This is a genomic window from Virgibacillus sp. LDC1, assembly GCF_025792345.1.
GTDB classification, from domain to species: Bacteria; Bacillota; Bacilli; order Paenibacillales; family Paenibacillaceae; genus Paenibacillus_AQ; species Paenibacillus_AQ lautus.
Map to the genome: position 1 here is coordinate 153,552 of NZ_JAOXLZ010000003.1, position 21,038 is coordinate 174,589.

15 protein-coding genes are annotated in these 21,038 nt (G+C 51.5%); 13 read left to right on the forward strand and 2 right to left on the reverse strand.

Annotation, left to right across the window (positions count from 1 at the left end; translation table 11 throughout):
* Positions 1-27: 27 nt before the first annotated feature.
* From OHJ21_RS24320 to OHJ21_RS24355, 8 genes are all read left to right on the forward strand, one after another.
* Positions 28-1,548, forward strand: coding sequence for an MDR family MFS transporter (locus tag OHJ21_RS24320; RefSeq protein WP_486021386.1), 1,521 nt, complete (start codon positions 28-30; stop codon positions 1,546-1,548).
* Positions 1,549-1,808: 260 nt separating this feature from the next.
* Positions 1,809-3,599: a sensor histidine kinase gene (locus OHJ21_RS24325; RefSeq protein WP_486021387.1), complete on the forward strand. Its 1,791-nt coding sequence runs from the start codon at positions 1,809-1,811 to the stop codon at positions 3,597-3,599.
* Positions 3,580-5,217: a response regulator gene (locus tag OHJ21_RS24330; RefSeq protein WP_486021388.1), complete on the forward strand. Its 1,638-nt coding sequence runs from the start codon at positions 3,580-3,582 to the stop codon at positions 5,215-5,217. The genes OHJ21_RS24325 and OHJ21_RS24330 overlap by 20 nt, the downstream gene beginning before the upstream one ends.
* A 97-nt stretch (positions 5,218-5,314) precedes the next feature.
* Entirely contained in the window at positions 5,315-7,000 is a 1,686-nt protein-coding gene (locus OHJ21_RS24335; protein ID WP_486021389.1) for a type 2 periplasmic-binding domain-containing protein, read from the forward strand.
* Between the two features lie 169 nt (positions 7,001-7,169).
* Positions 7,170-8,060: an ABC transporter permease gene (locus OHJ21_RS24340; protein WP_036664449.1), complete on the forward strand. Its 891-nt coding sequence runs from the start codon at positions 7,170-7,172 to the stop codon at positions 8,058-8,060.
* A gap of 21 nt (positions 8,061-8,081) precedes the next feature.
* On the forward strand, positions 8,082-8,960 hold the full coding sequence (locus tag OHJ21_RS24345; protein WP_100540162.1) for a carbohydrate ABC transporter permease: 879 nt from the start codon (positions 8,082-8,084) through the stop codon (positions 8,958-8,960).
* Positions 8,961-9,000: 40 nt separating this feature from the next.
* Positions 9,001-11,073, forward strand: a complete 2,073-nt coding sequence (locus tag OHJ21_RS24350; protein ID WP_100540163.1) for a beta-galactosidase — start codon at positions 9,001-9,003, stop codon at positions 11,071-11,073.
* A 287-nt stretch (positions 11,074-11,360) separates the two neighbouring features.
* The gene (locus tag OHJ21_RS24355; protein ID WP_411830390.1) at positions 11,361-12,380 is read left to right on the forward strand and encodes a glycoside hydrolase family 53 protein; all 1,020 of its coding nucleotides are present in this window, start codon (positions 11,361-11,363) and stop codon (positions 12,378-12,380) included.
* 74 nt (positions 12,381-12,454) lie between these two features.
* On the opposite strand, the gene OHJ21_RS24360 is transcribed toward OHJ21_RS24355, so the two are convergent.
* Entirely contained in the window at positions 12,455-12,925 is a 471-nt protein-coding gene (locus OHJ21_RS24360; protein ID WP_100540165.1) for a MarR family winged helix-turn-helix transcriptional regulator, read from the reverse strand.
* Positions 12,926-13,139: 214 nt separating this feature from the next.
* On the opposite strand from OHJ21_RS24360, the gene OHJ21_RS24365 reads away from it, so the two are divergent.
* The 3 genes from OHJ21_RS24365 to OHJ21_RS24375 all read left to right on the forward strand — a co-directional run bounded on the left by OHJ21_RS24365 (position 13,140) and on the right by OHJ21_RS24375 (position 16,571).
* A complete protein-coding gene (locus OHJ21_RS24365) occupies positions 13,140-14,480 on the forward strand; it encodes an MFS transporter (protein WP_486021390.1) in 1,341 nt (446 codons plus the stop codon).
* An 82-nt stretch (positions 14,481-14,562) separates the two neighbouring features.
* Positions 14,563-15,294 carry an ABC transporter ATP-binding protein gene (locus OHJ21_RS24370; protein ID WP_127594666.1) on the forward strand — a complete coding sequence of 244 codons (732 nt, stop codon included), beginning with the start codon at positions 14,563-14,565 and terminating at the stop codon, positions 15,292-15,294.
* A gap of 14 nt (positions 15,295-15,308) precedes the next feature.
* Positions 15,309-16,571: an ABC transporter permease gene (locus OHJ21_RS24375; RefSeq protein WP_486021391.1), complete on the forward strand. Its 1,263-nt coding sequence runs from the start codon at positions 15,309-15,311 to the stop codon at positions 16,569-16,571.
* A gap of 97 nt (positions 16,572-16,668) precedes the next feature.
* Here OHJ21_RS24375 and OHJ21_RS24380 read toward each other — a convergent pair whose 3' ends face one another.
* Positions 16,669-17,946: a BaiN/RdsA family NAD(P)/FAD-dependent oxidoreductase gene (locus OHJ21_RS24380; protein WP_486021392.1), complete on the reverse strand. Its 1,278-nt coding sequence runs from the start codon at positions 17,944-17,946 to the stop codon at positions 16,669-16,671.
* Positions 17,947-18,157: 211 nt separating this feature from the next.
* Between OHJ21_RS24380 and OHJ21_RS24385 the strand changes: the two genes are divergently transcribed.
* Positions 18,158-19,882, forward strand: a complete 1,725-nt coding sequence (locus tag OHJ21_RS24385; protein WP_100540170.1) for a two-component system sensor histidine kinase NtrB — start codon at positions 18,158-18,160, stop codon at positions 19,880-19,882.
* Positions 19,883-20,207: 325 nt separating this feature from the next.
* Positions 20,208-20,642, forward strand: coding sequence for a BrxA/BrxB family bacilliredoxin (locus tag OHJ21_RS24390; RefSeq protein WP_486021393.1), 435 nt, complete (start codon positions 20,208-20,210; stop codon positions 20,640-20,642).
* Positions 20,643-21,038: the final 396 nt, after the last annotated feature.

Sequence of the window (21,038 nt, forward strand, 5' to 3'; positions counted from 1 at the left end):
TGTCTAGAGTAAAGGGGACGAAGGAACGTGGGTGTATTAAAACAAGACAAACGCAGTTATATCCTGGTCGGTATTCTGTTATCCACCTTTATGGCTGCGATCGAAGGAACGGTTGTCGGTCCGGCGGGTCCGGCGATTATCAGCAGCTTCGGCAGCGTAAGCCTGATGAGCTGGATTTTTACGGCCTATCTGCTAACGATGGCCGTAACGACGCCGATCTTCGGTAAAATAAGCGATTTATATGGACGCAAGCCCGTATTTTTATACGGCTCGCTGATCTTTCTCGTAGGCTCATTGCTGTGCGGCCTGTCGCAGAACATGACGCAGCTGATCATATTCAGGGCAATCCAAGGGATCGGGGCAGGTGCCGTTATCCCGGTAACCTTTACAATTGTCGGAGACATTTACAATCTGGAGGAACGAGGGAAGATTCAGGGGATGATCAGCTCCGTATGGGGAATCTCCTCTCTGATCGGACCGCTGCTTGGCGGGTATTTCGTGGATTACCTATCCTGGCACTGGATCTTTGTCTTTAATGTTCCGTTCGGGCTGTTATCGATATGGCTGATTTTCCGTTATTTCAAAGAGGAGCGCACCACCCGCGAAGTATCGATCGATTATGGGGGAGCGGCCCTGTTTACCGTGGGGATGACGGCGCTGCTGTTTGCGCTCGCGGTAGGCGGCGGAGAGAGCTATTCCTGGACTTCTCCATTCATGCTTGGTCTGATGATCGGTTCCGTGGTGCTGCTCGCTGCGTTCCTGGTGGTGGAGAGTAGGGTGAAGGAGCCGATGCTGCCGCTCCATTTATTCAAGATCCGGGATATTACGGTATCAACGGTAGCCAATATTCTGGTCAGTGCGCTTATCATCGGGTTGACCACGTATTTGCCGCTGTGGATTCAAGGCGTTCGTGGCGGCAACGCCACCTTGTCGGGTCTGACGCTGGCCCCGATGTCGATCGGATGGCTGATCGGCTCGATTATCAGCGGGCGCCTGATCGTTAAATCCGGTTCTCGGAAAACGGCGATGATCGGCGTCGTACTCCTCATAATCGGAGCGGTCGGATTGGCGTTCATGCATAAGGATACGGCGCTGGGCGTGCTGCTGGTCTTTACGTTCATTTATGGAGTCGGCTTCGGTTATATCTCCACCTTGTTTCAGATCATCGCGCAATCCTCGGTCGGTTACGAGGTTCGCGGAGCTTCCACGGCGCTGAACTCCTTCATCCGGACGTTCGGTCAAACCGTGGGCGTAGCGGTGTTCGGATTATGGGTCAATGCCGGAATTGCGGGCAGGCTTGCCGCTGAGCCGGATGCGGCCGGCATTACCAGCGACGACATTAACAAATTGCTCTCTCCGCATGGAATGGCTGAACTGCCGGAAGGGTTAGGCAGCCTGCTGAGCGGAATATTGGAGGGAAGCCTCAATTCCTTGTTTGTGGTGATGGCCGTGATGGCGGTGATCTGTATGTTGATCGTGGCCGCCTTCCGCAATGCGCCCCCTGAACCGGAGGCCAGAACGGAAGAGACTCAGCTGTCAGGCCATTGATCGATGGACTCATGCAAGGCATATATTTCATATTATAAGTTTAACAGGACCCCCGCTCTCTTTGAGGCCGGGGTCCTGTTTTTTTGTTTCATGCGGTTCTTGGTGGACTGCAAACGGCCATCTCGCAGCAAATCCCTTCGAAAGTGCCCGGAATCTTGCTTTTATGCCCTACACGGCGCAGGGCGAACTCCGATATAATAAACATATTTCGCTTTATAAATGAACTTCTCCCACTACATAAACCAAGGGGCTGCCGATGTATGTCCAAATTTAATCTGTTTCGAAAAATCGTTTTGTTTATTTTCCTGATGTTAATTCCCATTGTCGGCCTCTATTTCTATTCGAACCAAACCACGACGAACGTGCTCAGCAAGGAGCTCAGCCAATCGAATACGAACCAGCTCGTCTTCTTTCAGAATCAGGTGAATACCAATATCGATATTTTGGCATCGTGGCCGAATTTGCTGCTGCATGACCCGGATATTTCAAGCTTTCGGGATATTTATTTGCAGGATAAGTATCTGAATCTGGACGCGATTAACCTGGTGAAGCAGATTCAGACAAAGCTTAGCATACAGGAGAGCTCTTCGAACTGGCGCAGCCATCTGGCGATTTATTCCCCGTCCCTCGGGCGGGTGGTCACCGAAAGCGACGCCGGGTTTTACTCGCCCGAGGAGCTCGCGGAGGACGTGAAGCCGGGGTGGCAGGTCACTCCTTATGATGAGGGGAGCGATCGGCGTTTCCTGTTTGTCTGGTATTCGGTTGCACCGTATTCCACCCAGGATCATACGGGCAAGTCGAATACGGTGATCAAGGTTGAATTCGACAGCACCAATATCCAAGATATGCTGGACCGCTTTAAGAGCGACGGAAGGAGCGACCCGTTCTACTATAAACCGGATACGGGCGTCATCTACAACCGTACCGCGGACCAGGAACTGATTAACCACATGATTGCGGAGCTGGGCCGCGAATCCTTGCTGGACGTGGAGAACCGCGTGAAGGAAGTGGACGGCAAAACCTATTCGGTCAGCATCGTATTATCGGAAACGACCGGATGGTATTTGATCGACTATATTCCGCTATCGGACATTATGAAGCCGATCCATACGTCGAACAGGCTCTTTTATATATCGATCAGCGCACTGCTCTTGATGAGCTGCCTCGCGGCATACCTGCTGTACTCCCAGGTTCAGGTTCCGATCAAGCAGCTGGTTTATGTGTTCCGCAGGCTGCAGGCCGGGGATTACTCGGTCAGGATGAAGGTATCGGGCCGTAACGAGTTCAGTTTTCTGGCTACGAGATTCAACTCGATGGTGGAGCAGATTCAGGAGCTGTTCGAGCATGTATACATGGAGAAGATCCATGTCAGGGAAGCGAAGCTGAAGCAGCTGCAGTCCCAGATCAATCCCCATTTCTTCTACAATTGCTTCTCGTTTATCACCAGCATGGCGAAGCTTCAGAAATACGAAGCCGTCGTGGCGATGTCGCACAACTTGTCCCGGTATTTCCGCTATACCACACGCCAGGAAAGGGAGCTGGTTCCCTTGTCGGATGAGGTCGAGTTCGTTACGCATTATCTGGAAATTCAGCAGATGCGAATGAGGCGTCTTCAATATCATCTCGACTTGGCGGAGGAAGCAGAAGGCATAGAGATCCCGCCGCTGGTCATTCAACCCTTGGTGGAGAACGCCGTGCTGCATGGCATTGAACCTCATTCGGCCGACGGTGAGATCAAGGTAACCTTCCGGATTCTGGACGGCGTTGCCTGCATTCAAGTGGATGATAACGGAATCGGCATGAACGGGCGGAAGCTGGCTGAGCTGGAGGCTCGGCTGAACAGGCCGATGGATCAGGAGATGGGCTGCGGCGTCTGGAATGTTCACCAGCGGATGCGGCTGCGTTATGGCGAAGAAGCCGGTCTGCGTTTTGCGGCATCTCCGCAAGGCGGCGTAAGGGCTGTGCTCTATTGGCCGCTGCCGGATCGCTTGGGGGGAATCAATCAAAGTCAGGGCAGGGGGCAAAGAGTTGATGAATATCTTATTGGTTGATGACGAGAGTTATGTCACGGAAAGTTTATATCTGACCATACCATGGCGTGAGCTGGATATTGAAGAAGTATATCAGGCTTCTTCTGCCCTGGAGGCGATCGACCTGCTGGAGGAGCAGGACATCGATGTGGTAGTTACGGATGTTCGGATGCCGGTGATGACCGGTCTGGAGCTGATGGAGACCATAACCGAGCGCTGGACGCATATCCGCTGCATTTTACTTACGGGTTATTCGGATTTTGAATATGCCAAGCAGGCGATTCGGCTGCAGGCATCCGATTACATTTTGAAGCCGGTGGACGATGGTGAATTCATGCGAAGCGTGAGCTCCGCTTTGGCATCGATCCAAGAGGAGCGGAAGGAGCTTGGGCACTACCATCAGTTGCTGTACAGCCGGAAATCGGATCTCGGCATTCTGCGGAACAGCCTCATGCATGATCTCTTGCTGGGACGCGAGATGTCGCGGCATTCACTCGATCACAAGCTTCATGAATATGAAATTCCGCTCCAAACAGACCAGCGGACAATCATGCTGCTGATTCAGCTTGGGCAGAGGTTTACGGGAATGGACGACCATTCGGTCGGCCTCATGGAATATGCCATCGGCAACATTGCTGAGGAGGTATTTGCCGAGCTGTTCCATGTGTGGTCCAGCAAAACGCCGCATCATGGTTTGATTCTGTTGGCTCAGCCCAAGAGAGAGTCGAAGGCTGGTGAAATGGAGACATTCGCGGATTCCCGCGAATTGAAACGGTATATCACCCAGTTTCAACAGGATGTGGACAGCTATCTAAAGGGAAGCATTTCGGTTCTCGTGTCAGCCTCCTTTGATTTTCCGGGGGAATTGGCATCCGTTTACCGGTCGGGATTAAGCTCGCTTTACCTCTGGGGAAACGGAGATCCTGAAGCTATCCGTTTCTCCGAAGACCATGATGTCCGGCTGCGTGAGCCTGTATGGGACGTAACCCAGGCGTTTGCAAAGCCGCCGAGCCTGCTGCATCTGCTGGAGACAAGGCAGTGGGATGCCGCCCGAGACAAAATAGAACAGGTCTTTGCAGAACTTGAAACCGTATTCATTGGGCAGACGGCGTTGTATGAAATATTTTTATCAGTTGCAAATGCCTATATGTACCTTGCTCATAAGCAGGGGCACACCATTCATCAGCTGGACCAGGCGGGCTGGGACCCCTTATATATTCAGCAGGTGGTTCAGTCGGCTGCCAAGCTGCGCTCCTGGTCGCTTGATATGCTGAACAAACTTCACGATATTTCGTCCGAACAGGAGACAACGAGCAAGAGCCATATCATCAAACAGGTCCAGGAGATGGTGACTGCCGATTCGGGTCATGACCTGTCCGTCAAGACGATTGCGGACCGGGTATTCCTGCATCCGGTGTATTTATCCAAGATTTATAAGAGCGAAACCGGAGAGGGACTCGGCGATTATATCATCCGCAAGCGAATGGAGCGGGCGTTATATCTGCTGAAGCATACGAACAAGAAGATTTATGAAATAACAGCTGAGCTTGGATACCAGAATCCGCAGTATTTCAGCAAGATGTTCCGGAAGCACTACGGAATGACCCCGAATGAATACAGAGACCAAGGATGTTGCTAAAGGTGCAGAAATCTTCGATTCGTGACATAGGATGCGGCTGCCGGCCCCTCTATAATTAAACATGTAATCCATAAGGTGGTAGAAGGGGGATTTAACGATGACCGCTAGAAGAAAGAAATGGTTCCCGATCCTGGCCGCGTCCTTGCTCCTGGCCGGATCCTTGGCCGGATGCTCCGGCGGCGAGCCGAAGCCGGAAGCGGCGCAGCAGCCAGCCGAATCCAAAACTGAAAACGTCTACAAAGAGAAATACGATCCGGAAGTTACGATTACGACGGTATGGGGCGTTGATCCGACGCTGCAATTCAAGAATGGGGAAACGATCGAGAACAACGTGGCTACGAAGTGGGCAAAGGAGAAGTTCGGCATCAATATCAAATCGCTGTGGTCCATTACGGATACCAACGGCGCTTTTGCGACCAAGCTGCGGCTGGCCATGTCCTCCGGACAGGAGATGCCGGATATCGTCACGCTTGGCACCGAAAATCAGCAGCTGGCCCAGGATTTGATCGATTCCGGCATGTTTGCCGAGGTCGGCACGCTGTTTGACCAGTATGCATCGGAAACGTGGAAGAACGCAATGAATCTGGATTCCAATGTGTGGAATCAATACAGCCGGAACGGTAAGCGAATGGGGCTTCCGGTACTGGATTTTGCCTATAATCACGACTATGTATTATGGATCCGGCAGGATTGGCTGGACAAGCTGGGGATGAACGCACCGAAGACGATGGATGAGCTTGAGCAGGTGATGGATGCTTTCAAGAACCAGAACCCGTCCGGTCTTGCTCCGGATAAAGTCACGCCGCTGAGCATCGGCTTCAAAACGTCCATGAGCACCTGGATGGGCGATCCGTCATGGATATTCGGCGCTTATGGAACGCTGCCGCAGCAGTGGAACGTGGCTGAGGACGGAAGCCTGGAATACGGCTCGGTCCATGCAGGCATGAAGCAAGGCTTGGTGAAGCTGAACGAGTGGATGAATAAAGGATACATTCCGAAGGAAGCCGCACTGTGGGATGAGAACAAAACGGCGGAGCCGGCCGTAGCCGGAACGGCCGGCATCATTCCGGGGCCCTATTGGATGAGCGGCTGGCCGCTGATCGATACCGTAAAGAATGCGCCGGAAGCCGTCTGGAAGCCTGTGCAGATTCCGGCGGGCCCTGACGGCGTTGCGATGCGTCATGGAACGCAGTATACAAATGGCGTTACCCTGATCCATAAAGATATGGAGCATCCTGAAGCCTTCTTCACGTATCAGAACTATCTATTCGATAACTTTGCCGTATCCAAGGAAGGCGGCGAATTTGCCAACGGGCTGTTCGAAGGTTACGATTTCGAGCTCGATGCCAATGGCGAAATGGTGCCGAACGATCAGATTCAGGGCGGTTATGTCAATGTCGTCCGTTATTTGCTGGTCCGCGATGGGGCTCGGATTCCGGACGAGCAGATGAAAGCGCTGCTGAAGCTGGCGAAAGGCGGGAAGCCGGAGAGCCGCCTCGAAAAGGATGTGGCGGTCAATTATGGCAAGGATACGCCGGCCGCTGCGGAAGTGCTGCTCTCCCAAGAGGAGATCTCCAAGAAGAACATGTTTACGGGACCGGTAACCGCCACCATGAAATCGAAGTGGGATTATCTCCTGAAGATTGAGAACCAAACCCTGAACGAGATCATTTACGGCAAGCAGCCCGTTGAATCGTTTGATGCATTTGTGGAGACGTGGAAAGCCGGAGGCGGGGAACAAATCACCAAAGAGGTTAACGAATGGTACCAAAGCGTGAAGTAGTTGTGGTTACCAAGAAGGGCGGCCTGCCAAGAGGCCGTCCTTTTTGCTCCATCGGAGCGGCTGCAATTTGATTGCTATCGTGCCATGAATATTGGTTTTGTGGGCTACTGCGCTCCGTGGGACGGGTCCTATAATCAAGAGGTAGATTGATTTAACGGGAGGATCTTGGATGAAGAGGATGAAAAAAACATGGCCTTTCCACGTCATGCTGCTGCCGGCCCTTATCTGTCTGTTCTTGTTCAGTTATTTGCCGATGGGCGGCATCATTATGGCTTTTCAGGACTATAAGCCGTGGGAGGGCGTTGGCGGCTCCGCATGGGTGGGCTTGGACAATTTCCGATACTTGTTTGAAAGGCAGGACAGCATGCAGGTCATATGGAACACCTTTGTCATCGCGGTGATGAAAATCGTGTTCAATCTGCTGATTCCGTTCGTGTTTGCCATTCTGCTGAATGAAATCCGAAAAACGGCGCTTCAGCGGAGCATCCAGACGATGGTGTATTTGCCCCACTTTTTGTCATGGGTTATCCTGGGCGGAATTTTGATCGAAATGCTCGCGGTGGACGGCTTTGTCAACCGAATACTGGCCGCTGTCGGCATCGATCCGATCTTTTTTCTCGGAGACAATAACTGGTTCCGGTTCACGGTGATCGTGTCCGACGTATGGAAGGAGTTTGGCTACAATACGATTGTGTTCCTGGCTGCTCTGGCCGGCGTTAGCCCGACCCTGTACGAAGCGGCAGAGATCGATGGAGCGGGACGCCTGAAACAAACGCTACATATCACGATCCCTTCCATGATTCCCATCACGATCGTTGTCGGGACATTGGCGCTCGGCAACATCCTGAATGCCGGGTTTGACCAAATCTTCAACCTGTACAATCCGCTGGTATACGAGAAAGGCGATATCATCGATACCTTTGTATACCGTACAGCAATCCTGAATGGCGAGATGGGGTTCGGAACGGCTATCGGCCTGTTCAAATCCGTGATCAGCATGGTCCTTATTCTCGTATCCTATCGGCTGGCCTACAAGTGGGCGGGCTACCGTATATTCTAGCAGAGCGAAAGAGGGAGAGCCATGTACCATAAAACGATGGAATACCGCATATTTAACGTGTTTAATACCTGCTTGCTTGTCGCGTTGGCCATTCTCTGCATCATTCCGCTGCTTCATGTGCTGGCGATTTCGTTCAGCTCCAAAGCGGCTGCCGACGCCAGTCTGGTGGGATTATGGCCGGTCGAATTTTCACTGGAAGCTTACAAGAAAACGATCAATAACCCGGCATTTTTGCACTCGATCTGGATTTCGATTGCACGTACCGTACTGGGAACGGGTTTGACGCTCGCCGTAACCTTTCTGGCCGCATATCCGCTGTCCAAAGAGAACCGCGTCTTCCGCAGCCGCAGTGTTTATTCCTGGCTGTTTGTGTTCAGCATGGTGTTCAATGGCGGTCTGGTGCCGTTCTATATCGTGATTCAGAAGCTGGGCTTGATCAACTCCTTCTGGGTGCTGGTGATTCCCGGCACGGTGAACACCTTTCTGGTGATCCTGATGCTGAACTTCTTCAGGGGGATTCCAAAAGAACTGGAGGAAGCGGCTTTCATCGATGGAGCCGGCCATTTCAAAACGCTGTTTAAGATTTATTTGCCGATCTCGCTGCCCTCGATTGCCACGATTGCGCTGTTCAGCATGGTGTTCCACTGGAACTCCTGGTTTGACGGGCTGCTGTACCTGAACAATGCCAAGGACTTCCCGCTGGCCACCTTCCTGCAGACGGTCATTATCCAGCGGGACATGAGCTCGATGAGCATGAGCCCGAAGGAGATGGAGCTGCTGTCCCAGACGACGGTGAATGCCGCACAGATCTTTATCGGTGCGGCGCCCATCCTGCTGGTTTATCCTTTTTTGCAGCGTTTTTTCGTTAAAGGGATGACGCTGGGTTCTGTCAAAGAATAAGAGATGCGATCCTATCAGGAAACAGGAGGTTTAACTTACTATGAAACGAACGTTTAATCCGATTAGCCCGCGCGTTCCGCACATGCTGCATGGCGCCGATTATAATCCGGAGCAATGGCTCCGCTATCCCGAAGTGCTCGAAGAGGATATCCGGTTGATGAAGCTAGCGAATTGCAACGTGATGTCCGTCGGCATATTTTCATGGGTTTCATTGGAGCCCGAGGAAGGGGTATTTACGTTTGATTGGCTTGACGGCGTATTGGACCGTTTTGCCGCCAATGGAATCTATGCCTTTCTGGCTACGCCAAGCGGCGCAAGACCGGCCTGGATGTCGGAGAAGTATCCCGAGGTGCTGCGGGTGAGCGAGAAGCGCGTCCGTAACCTGCACGGTTTCCGGCATAATCACTGTTATACTTCTCCGGTCTATCGGGAGAAGGTCCATACGATCAACAGGAAGCTTGCGGAGCGGTACGGCAACCATCCAGCCGTCATCGGCTGGCATATCTCGAATGAGTTTGGCGGCGATTGCCATTGCGACTACTGTCAGGACGCATTCCGGTCTTGGCTGCAGGCGAAGTACGCCACGCTGGAAGAGCTGAATCATGCCTGGTGGACCGCATTCTGGAGCCATACGATTACGAAATGGAGCCAGGTTGAATCTCCGGCACCCCACGGGGAGACGCAGGTCCATGGAATGAACCTGGATTGGAGACGGTTTGTAACCGATCAGACGGCGGATTTCATCCGGCACGAAACGGAACCCCTCCGCAGGGTCAATCCATCCCTTCCCATTACGACCAACCTGATGGAATATTTTGAAGGACTGAATTACTGGAAGTTTGCTGATCTGCTGGACGTGGTGTCGTGGGACAGCTATCCGACCTGGCATGATCAGGGCGGGGATGATGCCGTTCAGGCAGCCCGCGTTGCCATGATGCATGATATCATCCGCTCGATCAAAGGCGGACAGCCCTGGATGCTGATGGAGAGCACGCCAAGTCTGACGAACTGGCAGCCGGTGAGCAAGCTGAAGCGTCCGGGTATGCATTTGCTGTCCTCCATGCAAGCCGTTGCCCATGGTTCGGATACGGTACAATATTTTCAATGGCGCAAGAGCAGGGGATCGAGCGAGAAGCTGCACGGCGCCGTCGTTGATCATGTCGGTCATGAACACACCCGGGTGTTCAGCGATGTGGCTGAGGTCGGGGACTATCTCAAGAAGATGGACGCCGTTGTAGGAACGGGGATTCCGGCGGAAGCGGCCGTCATTTTTGACTGGGAGAACCGTTGGGCCATCAATGATGCGCAAGGTCCGCGGAACAAGGGAGTCAAGTATGAGGAGACCGTTCAAGAGCATTACCGGGCTTTATGGAAGCAGGGAGTCCCGATCGATGTCATCGATATGGAACAGGATTTCTCCAAATATAAACTTTTGGTCGCACCCATGCTGTACATGGTGCGCCCAGGCGTGGGCGAGCGGATTCAACAATTTGTGGAAGAGGGCGGCACGTTTGTTGCAACGTATTGGTCGGGAATCGTCGATGAGTTTGACCTTTGCTTCCTCGGCGGATTTCCGGGTCCCCTCCGTAAGACGCTCGGCGTATGGTCGGAGGAAATCGATGCCCTCCATGATCACGATGTCAATGGGATCGTAACAAATGACGGAGGGGGGCTTGGCCTGGCCGAGGCTTATGAAGCCGTTGAGCTGTGCGACCTCATTCATCTGGAGACGGCGGAGGCACTGGCCGTTTACCGGTCCGATTTCTACGCGGGGCGGCCAGCCTTGACGGTCAATCAGCTCGGGAAGGGCCGAGCCTATTATATCGCCTCCCGGAACAGGGAGCCTTTTCATTCCGATTTTTACAAGAGGCTTGTTGAACAGACAGGCGTGCGCCGGGCGCTGCCGGTGGAGCTGCCTTCGGGCGTAAGCTCATCCATTCGTACGGATGGTGAGTCGGACTACATTTTTGTAATGAACTTCTCTGGCGAAGCGAAGCGGGTCACGCTGGACGGAACCCGGTACAACGATTTTATCTCGGGCGAAGCTGTGGATACGGATCTTGAGCTGGAACCTTATTGCGTGAAGGTTATCACGCGTAACGTAAGCATGTAAATGAATCCGTTAGTCCGCCAGACATATCCTCATATAAGGGCAGGTGCCAGCATGCTGGCACCTGTTTTTTTTCAGGAAGTATAAACTTCGAAGCAGGGACCCCTGATATCGCAAGAAAACCTTCCTTTGTACATTTTTATTTTGCTTGGAAAAGGACCGAAAATGTTGGCATTATGCCCTGTGGCTTCATTTGGGTAACGCTTACAATAAGGGAGTCACTTGCGCAGTGAAGAAATGACAAAGGAGGTATCATGATGACTGAAGCTGTGAAAGGGGTTTGGTTCAAGATGTTTCTTTGCGTGTCGATGCTTGCGTTATCGTTTGGCTTTTCGTGTAACGGCTCCGCCGGGGCGGCGCCTGCTTTTGCAAAAGGGGCTGACATCAGCTGGGTCCCCGGTATGGAAGCTCAGGGGTATAAGTGGAAGGACAAGAACGGGGCTCAGCGCGATATTCTGGACATTCTGAAGAACGATTACCAGATCAATTCCGCAAGGATTCGGGTCTGGGTCAATCCCAATATGAATGATTATATGAACGGCTATCTGAATGCGGAAAAGGCGGCCGAGCTGGCTCAGCGTGCCAAGAACAAAGGCATGAGCATTATGCTTACGCTGCATTACAGCGATTCCTGGGCGGACCCGGGGCAGCAGAACAAGCCGTATGCCTGGCGTAATTTCACTTTTCAGCAGCTGATGGATGCGGTCTATTCCCATACCGTCTATGTGATGAACACCATGAAGAACGAGGGCGTTACTCCGGATTGGGTGCAGGTCGGCAACGAAACCAACAACGGGATGCTGTGGGAGGACGGCAAAGCTTCGGTGAGCATGAAGAACTACGCATGGCTCGTTAATACGGGGCATAATGCGGTGAAGTCTGTCAGCGGTTCTACCAAGACGATTGTCCATTTATCCAATGGCTACGATAATGAATTGTTCAAGTGGAACATTGGCGGCTTGATCAGCAACGGCGCGAACTTTGATATTATCGGTATGTCGCTGTACCCGGAAGTAAGCGATTGGTCATCGAAGGTCGATCAGACGATAGCCAATGCCAAAGACATGACGTCCAGGTTCGGTAAAAGCATCATGATTAGCGAAATCGGCATGGATTACAATCAGCCGGCGGCAGCCAAGGGCTTTATTCAGAGCATCAAGACCAAGGTGCGAGGTTTAGCGGGAGGTACGGGGCTGGGCGTGTTCTACTGGGAGCCTGAAGCAACGCCGGGATACAACGCGGGATACAACAAGGGGGCCTGGCAGGCGGACGGGAAGCCGACCATAGCCTTGGAAGGCTTTAAAGACTGAGCGTTTCTAACCAGTACATTCAATAAGAAGAACCCTGAATTCCGAGAAGGAGGAGGGTTCTTCTCTTTGCTTTTTCAGCTTTGCTGGCGTACGATTTGCACCTGTTCCGCATGTTTTCCCATTTTACTCAGAAGTCCAATCAGTTGGTGCTTTTCTTCCTCATCCAACCCACCGAGGGCATGCTGGATGTGACGCTCATGCAGGGGGTAAAGCTTCTGCATCAATTGTTCTCCGGGCGGGGTCAGCTCGGCGTAAATCACTCTTCTGTCCTCGGGACAGGGTTTGCGGCGCACATAACCTTTTTCGACGAGCTTATCAACCACATAGGTTACGTTTCCGCTCTGCAGGAGCAGCTGTGCCCCAATCTGCTGGATGGGCTGGCGGCCTTTATAGAACAGTACTTCCATTACGGCAAAAGAAGTTGGATTAAAGCCTTCGATTTTACTTCCATTCACGACATGCTCGTTGACGCTCTTGAATGACTTGGCAAACACCCGATACAGGTGCATAGCAAGCTGTGTATCGCATTCATGTGACACCTTCATACATTCTCCCGCCTTTGATATGGACTCATGTCCTGAATTACTTCAAATCTAAGATTACGCTGAAATGAATAAATTCAACATGTGATTTGTCACAATGCGGCCGAAACATTTTCATCCTGCGGCTCGATATCAGCTACACCTCCAGCCCGATACGCCCTCTGAACACCGATTCTATAATGAAATTATTCAAATGTGATGAAAAAGGGTGGGGAACATGAATCAAGCACAAATCGTGGAATCAGAGGGACTTCAACCGCTGCTGCGCAATCGGAACTATATGCTATTGATGGGCTCCCAGCTGGTGTCCAACATGGGAGAGTGGCTGTATATTATCGCGCTCTTAACGCTTGTCGGATTAAAATGGCAGGCCGCGCCTTGGGAAATAACGGCGATGACATTGTGCATGGCCATTCCCGTTTTGATTGGCGGCCCTGTGGCAGGATGGATCGGTGACAAGTATGACCGCAAAAAAATCATGGTGATATCGGACGTGGTCAGAGCTTTTATCTTGATTGGGGTTTTGTTTGCAGGCAATCTAATACAAATTTATATACTGCTGATCGTTAAAGGCTTGATGGATGTCCTGTTCTCTCCTGCCAAGAGCGGCAAGATCAAAGAGATCGTAGACCCGAAGCACATCGATCAGGCGGTGACGATCAGTTCATCGATCGAGCAGATGTCCAAAATCATCGGGCCTTCCTTGGGCGGACTATTGATGGCGTTATTCGGCATTCAGTTATGCTTCATCATCGATGCCGGGGCTTTCATCGTATCGGCGCTGTTTTTGCTTGGCGTTCCGGGTCGGAAGCTGCTTAAGCAGAAAGGACTGATTGGTGAGTCGCCAAATGAAGCGCGAAGCGGGCAAGACACACAGAAAAAATCCTTCTTCAAGGAGATCGGGGAAGGGCTGCAGCTGATCTATGGCATGCCGCTGCTGCTGGGCGGCGTCGTTACGATATGCGCAGTCATGCTGGTGCTGCAGATGGCCGATTCCCAGATCGTAACCTTATTCCGGCTGATCCCCGACGTATCGGATGATCTGCTTGGCTACTGTATTTCGGCCAGCGGCTTGGGCACGTTGATCGCAGCCATGTTTGTCCGCAAGCTGAGCTGGAGCACGCTTGCCAAGATGGGCGTAGGCTCTGTCGCGGCAGGTTTGGTATTTGCCGTATGTGCCGTAGTGGTCGTGATCGAAATGCCACATCTGCTGCAAAGCGTAGTTTTGTTCGGTTCCTTCTTTTTGGCGGGTGCAGGCGGAGGCTTTGTGCTTGTTCCGTTCCAGATGCTGCTGATGAAGAGGACCCCTGAGCATATGACAAGCCGCGTATTCGGGACGGTCAACAGCCTTACAAGCGGTGCTGTGATCATAGGACCTACGCTCGGCGGCGCACTTGTAACAGGCATGGGACCTGTGCCGACTTATATCGTTGCAGGGCTTGGAACTGCTGCAGTGGGTGCCGCGCTCCTGTTATGCAAAAGCAGAATCGAACGGAAGGATGAGGATTTTGCCGCAAGGAGCGAAGGCCTCATGGTCCCTGAAACTTCTACGATATAATGAAAGAATGTTTCGCTAAATGCAACGAATTCCTGTCCATCTGCGTAATACTGAGAATAGGATTAACGGATGGGGTGTTAGGATGCATAAGATTCAAGAGAATGGACTTGAGCCCGAGCCGGTGCTGAAGGTGGATATTCAGCAGGCGGGTTACGAACCAGGCCGCCCGCGCATACGGGATATATCGTTTCAAGTGGTGCCCGGCGAGCTCCTGGGTTTGATCGGGCCGAATGGAGCCGGAAAAAGCACAACCATAAAGACGGTGCTGGGGCTGCTTAAGGATAGTAAAGCCGACGTCTATATTGCGGGCAATCCGCCCCGATATGCTTACGTTCCCGAGCAGCCCGTGTTTTACGAGGATTTGACGCTGTGGGAGCATCTGGATTTGGCAGCTGCCGCATTTGGAATGGATGATGAACATTTCGAGGCACAGGCCGATCAGCTTCTCCGTCAGTTTGGAATGGAGTCGGTGCGCAATGAGCTGCCGGGAGGCTTTTCCAAAGGAATGAAGCAGAAGATGATGCTGATGATTGGCTTTCTCTCCAAGCCGGACGTTTATATTGTAGATGAACCGTTTATCGGGTTGGACCCCCGGGCCACCCGAGATTTCTTGAATTTGCTGCTTGAGGAGAGAAGTCGAGGAGCCGGCGTATTGATGTCCACCCACGTGCTGGATACCGCAGAGAAAATTTGCGATCGCTTTGTGCTCATATCCGGAGGGCGGATTGCCTCGGAGGGCACGTTGGATCAAATCCAACAGGCCGCTGATCTTCCCGGCGCATCGTTGTTTGATTGCTTCGATGTGCTGACATGAAGGAGGTGATGGACATGGATCGCTCCTATCATTTTAGCCATCTTGGCACCCTCTTTTGGCGAAGGGTGACTGCTCATTGGAAGAATCAACGCGATAATCTGGCAACCGTGGTCGACTGGATCGTGATGCTGTACATCATTGTTCCGGGTCTGCTCCTGGGAGGCGGGCTCTACCGCGAGTTATGGACGAGCCCGCTTCCCGTATGGGCACAATTCTTCCCGCTGCAGGCGGTGGTAGGCATCCTGCTCTTTATGTTCTCCGGCAGAGTGCTGCTGTTCCTGGAAGAGGCTGACGTATTGTTTCTTCGCCAGCAGCGGGGCTGGATGAAGGGGTTAATGATCAGAGGAATGGCGTACAGCCATACGGTCTCAGCGATCAAGGGATTGGTCGTCACCGTGCTTGTGCTGCCAATCCTGGTCAGGGAACACGAGATAACCGGCATTGCCCTGGTGACCTTGCTGGTGATTACGGCTGTATGCGCCTGGTGCGCGAATCTATCAACCGCTATGATTCGTTCCAGCTATAAAGGCTGGCGGAAATATGTAATGACTTATCTCGTACGCTGGCTCTCATTCGGACTGCTAGCGCTGCTTGTTACATTTTGGCTTGAGTCGTATATGGTATTGTGGGCAGCTGCCTTGATTCTGCTCATGGTGTTATTGCTTCTCAGCCGTAAGCGGCTTGCCATGCAAGGGACCTTCATCGCCGATGCGCGTGAGGATGCAAAGACAAGGGTCCAGTTGACGGAGAAGCTGTTGGTTCAAGCCGTCGGCAAACCTCCAAGTGTACGAAGTAAAACCTGGTTTATGCGCAAGTCCGGCCGATTGTTCAAAGGTACACCGGAGAAGAGGCTGGCCGATGCGGGGTTAAAGGCGATTCTGCGCCACCCTGAGAGCTTGTTATTGTACATTCAGATTACGCTGGTTGGCATTCCGGCGGTCTGGCTGCCGCCGCCGATCATCAAAATCATCGTTTATCTTGCTCTGGTATTGATGATGTCGTATTGGCTGAATACAAGGTGGGCGGTGTTCGCCAAAGCGGAATTTATGCAGGTGCTCCCGTTTACGAATCAGCAGCATCGTTCGGCTGGTGTCCTCGCGGTCCGAACCTTGCTCGCTCTTCCCGCCTTTCTTTATTCGCTCGTGGCTGGACTAACGCTTTTACATGGGGGGATCGGATGGATCGCCGTGCTTGCACTGACTGTGCTGGCTGTCATGATCGCGCCATCGCTCATGTCTTGGCCGGTCTACAAGGAGGAGAGACACCCGCAAGAATAACAAAAAGCGCGCTGGATTGCTCCAATGAATGGGGCATACCAGCGCGCTTTATTTAAGATATCAGAAAGTATAAACTTCGAAGCTATGGACGTTTTTCTTATGATTTGTTTATCGCTTCGGCTTCGGCTGCATGCTTGCCTGCGGTATAACCGGTCGCAAAGGCAGCTGTAATATTGTAACCGCCGGTGTATCCGTGAATATCCAGAATTTCACCGCAGAAGAAGAGGCCGGGCATCAGCTTGGATTCCATGCTTTTGGGCTGGATCTCCTTGAGGCTGACGCCACCGCCTGTCACGAAGGCCTCCTTCAGCGAACGGGTGCCCGAAGCGCGGAACGTGAACTTTTTTAGAATGGAGGCAAAGGTTGTCAGTGCTGTTTTGGATATTCCGCTGCAGATCATATCGCTATCGATGGACGACTTGGATAGCAGCAGGGGGATCATTCGTTCCGGCAGCACGCCTTTTAGCACGTTTTTGATGCTCTTTCTTGGCTCATCCTCCAGCCGCCCTTTGAGTTCGGCCTCAAGCTCTGCTTGGGAGCGATCGGGGAACATATCGATGGCCATGTCCACATTCACGATATCAAACTTCCGCTGCACCTGGCGGATGAACTGACTGCAGCGCAGCGCGATTGGACCGGACACCCCGAAATGGGTGAACAGCATGTCTCCCCGGTGGGCAATCACTTTTTTTCCTTTCGGATTCCAGACGGACAGCTCGACATCCCGCAGTGAAAGGCCTTGCAGCTCTTTAGAGGCAATAAACGGCTCGGTGGAGACGATAGGCACTTCGGTTGGATACAGCTCCGTGATGGTATGGCCTGCCGCTTCAGCCCATGGATAGCCGTCCCCCGTGGAACCGGTTTGCGGAACAGACTGCCCGCCGGTTGCAATGATCACGCAGGAAGACTTGATCGCTTCCCCGGATTTCAGCTCAATCCCGGCCGTCCGGCCGTTCTCATAGAGAACTCTCTTCACCGGACTGTTTGTCCGGATGTCGGTACCGAGCTCCTTCACTTTGCCAATCAAGGCATTCACGACGCTGGAGGCTTTATCCGTCACAGGAAACATGCGCCCGTTGTCTTCTTCTTTGAGGCGGATACCAAGCCCCTCGAAAAAAGACATGATATCCTTGTTGTTCCAATGCTGAAAAGCACTATATAAAAAACGGCCGTTTCCCGGGATGTTGGCAATCAATTCATCCTGTTCTTTGGCATTCGTCACATTGCATCTTCCGCCGCCCGATATGCCTAGTTTACGGCCTAGTTTATCTCCTTTATCGATCAGCAGAACAGAAGCTCCCCTTTCCCCTGCAGCCACGCAGGACATCAATCCGGAAGGTCCGCCGCCGACGACAATAATATCATAATCAAGCATGTTTGCTCATAGCTCCTTTGGGGGTATATCAATTAATAGATGAATCTTATTATATAGGATTTTTGCGAATTATCCCAAACCTCATGAATAGGACATAGGATGGAGTTTCCCCAGGCTTCGAAAGAGAAATTACAAGATATTGTAATATGATGTCGCCTATGCTTTAATCAGAAATATTAGATGCGTCGTCCAATTGAGGTGATCGATCACTGTGCTGAGCCTATGGAAAGATATTTTGCTGCAAGTTTTGCTGTCTGGTACACTCATCTTTCATCTGCCGCTTCTCCTCGACAGACATCTAAAGTGCCTGAACAAGAAGCATCCGGATGATCTGCTTCGATTTCGCAAACATATTGTCATCGCATGCGGGATTAGCATCATATTATGCATTTTGATCTCGGCCATGAACGATTATTACGTACCGATCAACCTTGGCGTTATCCCGTTATTTTTAGGCATATTATACGGAGGTCGTCGTTCAGGGCTATTTCTTGCAGCTATGTATATCACATGCCAAGGGCTGATTAACGGCTGGTCAACGATCGGCCTCATTCTGAATATGCTGGTTCTGGGGTACTCGCTATTACCCTGGATTACCTCTAATTTCAAGAAAGGCTCCATGACCGAAAAAATTTGTTGGCTGTGGAGCGCGCTTATTCCGGCTATGCTGATTATTGTAGCCTCCCACGCGATTGAAGGAAAGGTTAAGAATAATGATCTGAATCCGGATACGATATTGGTGACCATTCTGTATATGCTGATCGGCATTTTTTATTCAGGAATGATTGTATATTGGATCGAATTAACATGTGAGCGCCTGGGCGCTGGCCAATACGATGTGAAGAACAGAGAGTGGTTATCTTTAACGAAAATGATGGAGATGATTCCTTTAGGTATGGTCGCGGTGGATCGAAGCGGCAATATCATCGCTTTTAATCAACCGCTTATCCGCAGCTTTCGAAACGTGTTTCCTAATCTGACAACCAAGGATGTCATCGGCAGACCCTTATTTGACTTATTGGACGGCATGATTCAAAAGGAGCATCTGCGCAGCCGGTTTCAGAGAGCTATGGATGGAATCGAAAGCACCGGCGAGATTATGCGAAGCGCTACCCGCGTATATTCCACAGGCATCTACCCGCTTATACATAATGGGAACGGCGACATCTTGGGTGCGGTAGGTATTATGGAAGACATTACGGAGCTGGAGAGACTACGGACGGAATTCATTAATGTAGAACGTTTAAGTTTGGTTGGCCAAATGGCGGCAAGCATAACCCATGAGATTCGCAACCCGATGGCTGTCGTCCGCGGATTCTTGCAGCTGATGCAGGAGAAGAGTCCGGATACGCTGGACCATTATTACCGGATCGTCATGGAGGAGCTCGATCGGGCCAACGGTATCATCAGCGATTTTTTATCCCTCGCCCAGAACCGGGTTGCAGAGAAAGAAGAGTGTCACCTGCATGACATTATCCATGAGCTCAGCCCGCTCTTGTGGGCCGATGCGAATTTGCGCGGACAGAGCATTGACCTGAAACTCGGAAATGGGATTCCCCACCTGTACCTGAATGCCAAGGAGATGAAACAGCTAATTCTGAATCTGTGCCGGAATGGGATGGAGGCGATGGACGACAAGGGGACGTTGACGATCGAAACCCGGCTCGATGGGGATCAGGCCCAGCTTTATGTTGCGGATACAGGAATCGGAATCTCCGAGAATGAGCTGGAGCGTTTGTTTGAACCTTTCTTTACGACGAAGAGTAAGGGAACGGGGCTAGGACTCGCCCTGTGCATGAGCATTGTACAGCGTCATCACGGGACCATTGATGTGAAGTCGCAGCTAGGCGAGGGAACGGTTTTCATTATTTCCTTTCCTGTCCACTCGTACCAGCAAAGCTTACCGGAATCCCAGAGCGCTGCCGCTTCCGAATAAACGGGCTGATAATTACGCATCATAAGGCAGAGCTCAGGGTAAAGGAGGGATTCGGATGAGTAAAAATGATTCCAAACAACAGGAGCAGCAGGAGCGTGAAAACAAAGATCGCCGTGGCGAGCCCATCGTCGACAAGAAAAAAGATGGGGTAAACTATCCTGCTACCTAGTTATCCGAATGGAACAATAAAAGACGGGCGGTATCCTATTTTGTGATGCTGCTCGTTTTGTATTTTCTTGCTTTCACTCTTTAGGATTGTATAATATAGATATCGATGAGCTGTTATAATTCGAACAATCTTGTTTATATAAGGAGTGAAGCAGTTATGGGTATGTCTTTTGACCGATATATGCGCGATATGATTCAACCGATGCGGGATGAGCTGACCAGCCTGGGAATTAAGGAACTGACGACACCAGAAGAGGTGGAGGAAGTGCTTCCAGCAGCGAAAGGCACAACGCTGGTCGTTGTAAACTCCGTATGCGGCTGCGCAGCAGGGCAAGCGCGTCCAGGAGTAGCCAAAGCGCTTGAGAACCAGGTGAAGCCGGATCATTTGTTTACTGTGTTTGCCGGACAGGATAAGGAAGCAACGGCTAAAGCCCGCGAGTATTTTGCTCCGTATCCTCCATCCTCCCCATCGATTGCTCTGCTGAAGGACGGGGAATTGGTGCACTTTATCGAGCGTCATCAAGTGGAGAATCGTTCTGCAGAAGAAATCGCGGCGGATTTGACCGACGCATTCAATCGCTACTGCCAGTAATCGGCAGTTACATAGGCCCCGAAGCATTCGGCATATTCCGAAGCCGCGGGGCTTTTGTTATAGATATAGAATTTATAAGTTATCAGCTACGCTGATGAAATTCTATATCGCAAGAAAAACTTCCGCCAAATGCGGTCTGTCTTCTAAGAAAGTACGTCTATAGACGTTTTTGTTATAGATATAGAATTTATAAGTTATCAGCTACGCTGATGAAATTCTATATCGCAAGAAAAATTTCCGCTAAATGCGGTCTGTCTTCTAAGAAAGTACGTCGATAGACGTTTTTGTTATAGATATAGAATTTATAAGTTATCAGCTACGCTGATGAAATTCTATATCGCAAGAAAAATTTCCGCTAAATGCGGTCTGTCTTCTAAGAAAGTACGTCGATAGACG

Coding starts and splice junctions, on each gene's coding strand:
- OHJ21_RS24370 (WP_127594666.1), top strand. CDS start 14,563: ATGCATAAGATTCAAGAGAATGGACTTGAGCCCGAGCCGGTGCTGAAG.
- OHJ21_RS24330 (WP_486021388.1), top strand. CDS start 3,580: ATGAATATCTTATTGGTTGATGACGAGAGTTATGTCACGGAAAGTTTA.
- OHJ21_RS24355 (WP_411830390.1), top strand. CDS start 11,361: ATGTTTCTTTGCGTGTCGATGCTTGCGTTATCGTTTGGCTTTTCGTGT.
- OHJ21_RS24360 (WP_100540165.1), bottom strand. CDS start 12,925: ATGAAGGTGTCACATGAATGCGATACACAGCTTGCTATGCACCTGTAT.
- OHJ21_RS24375 (WP_486021391.1), top strand. CDS start 15,309: ATGGATCGCTCCTATCATTTTAGCCATCTTGGCACCCTCTTTTGGCGA.
- OHJ21_RS24390 (WP_486021393.1), top strand. CDS start 20,208: ATGGGTATGTCTTTTGACCGATATATGCGCGATATGATTCAACCGATG.
- OHJ21_RS24325 (WP_486021387.1), top strand. CDS start 1,809: ATGTCCAAATTTAATCTGTTTCGAAAAATCGTTTTGTTTATTTTCCTG.
- OHJ21_RS24335 (WP_486021389.1), top strand. CDS start 5,315: ATGACCGCTAGAAGAAAGAAATGGTTCCCGATCCTGGCCGCGTCCTTG.
- OHJ21_RS24380 (WP_486021392.1), bottom strand. CDS start 17,946: ATGCTTGATTATGATATTATTGTCGTCGGCGGCGGACCTTCCGGATTG.
- OHJ21_RS24340 (WP_036664449.1), top strand. CDS start 7,170: ATGAAGAGGATGAAAAAAACATGGCCTTTCCACGTCATGCTGCTGCCG.
- OHJ21_RS24345 (WP_100540162.1), top strand. CDS start 8,082: ATGTACCATAAAACGATGGAATACCGCATATTTAACGTGTTTAATACC.
- OHJ21_RS24350 (WP_100540163.1), top strand. CDS start 9,001: ATGAAACGAACGTTTAATCCGATTAGCCCGCGCGTTCCGCACATGCTG.
- OHJ21_RS24365 (WP_486021390.1), top strand. CDS start 13,140: ATGAATCAAGCACAAATCGTGGAATCAGAGGGACTTCAACCGCTGCTG.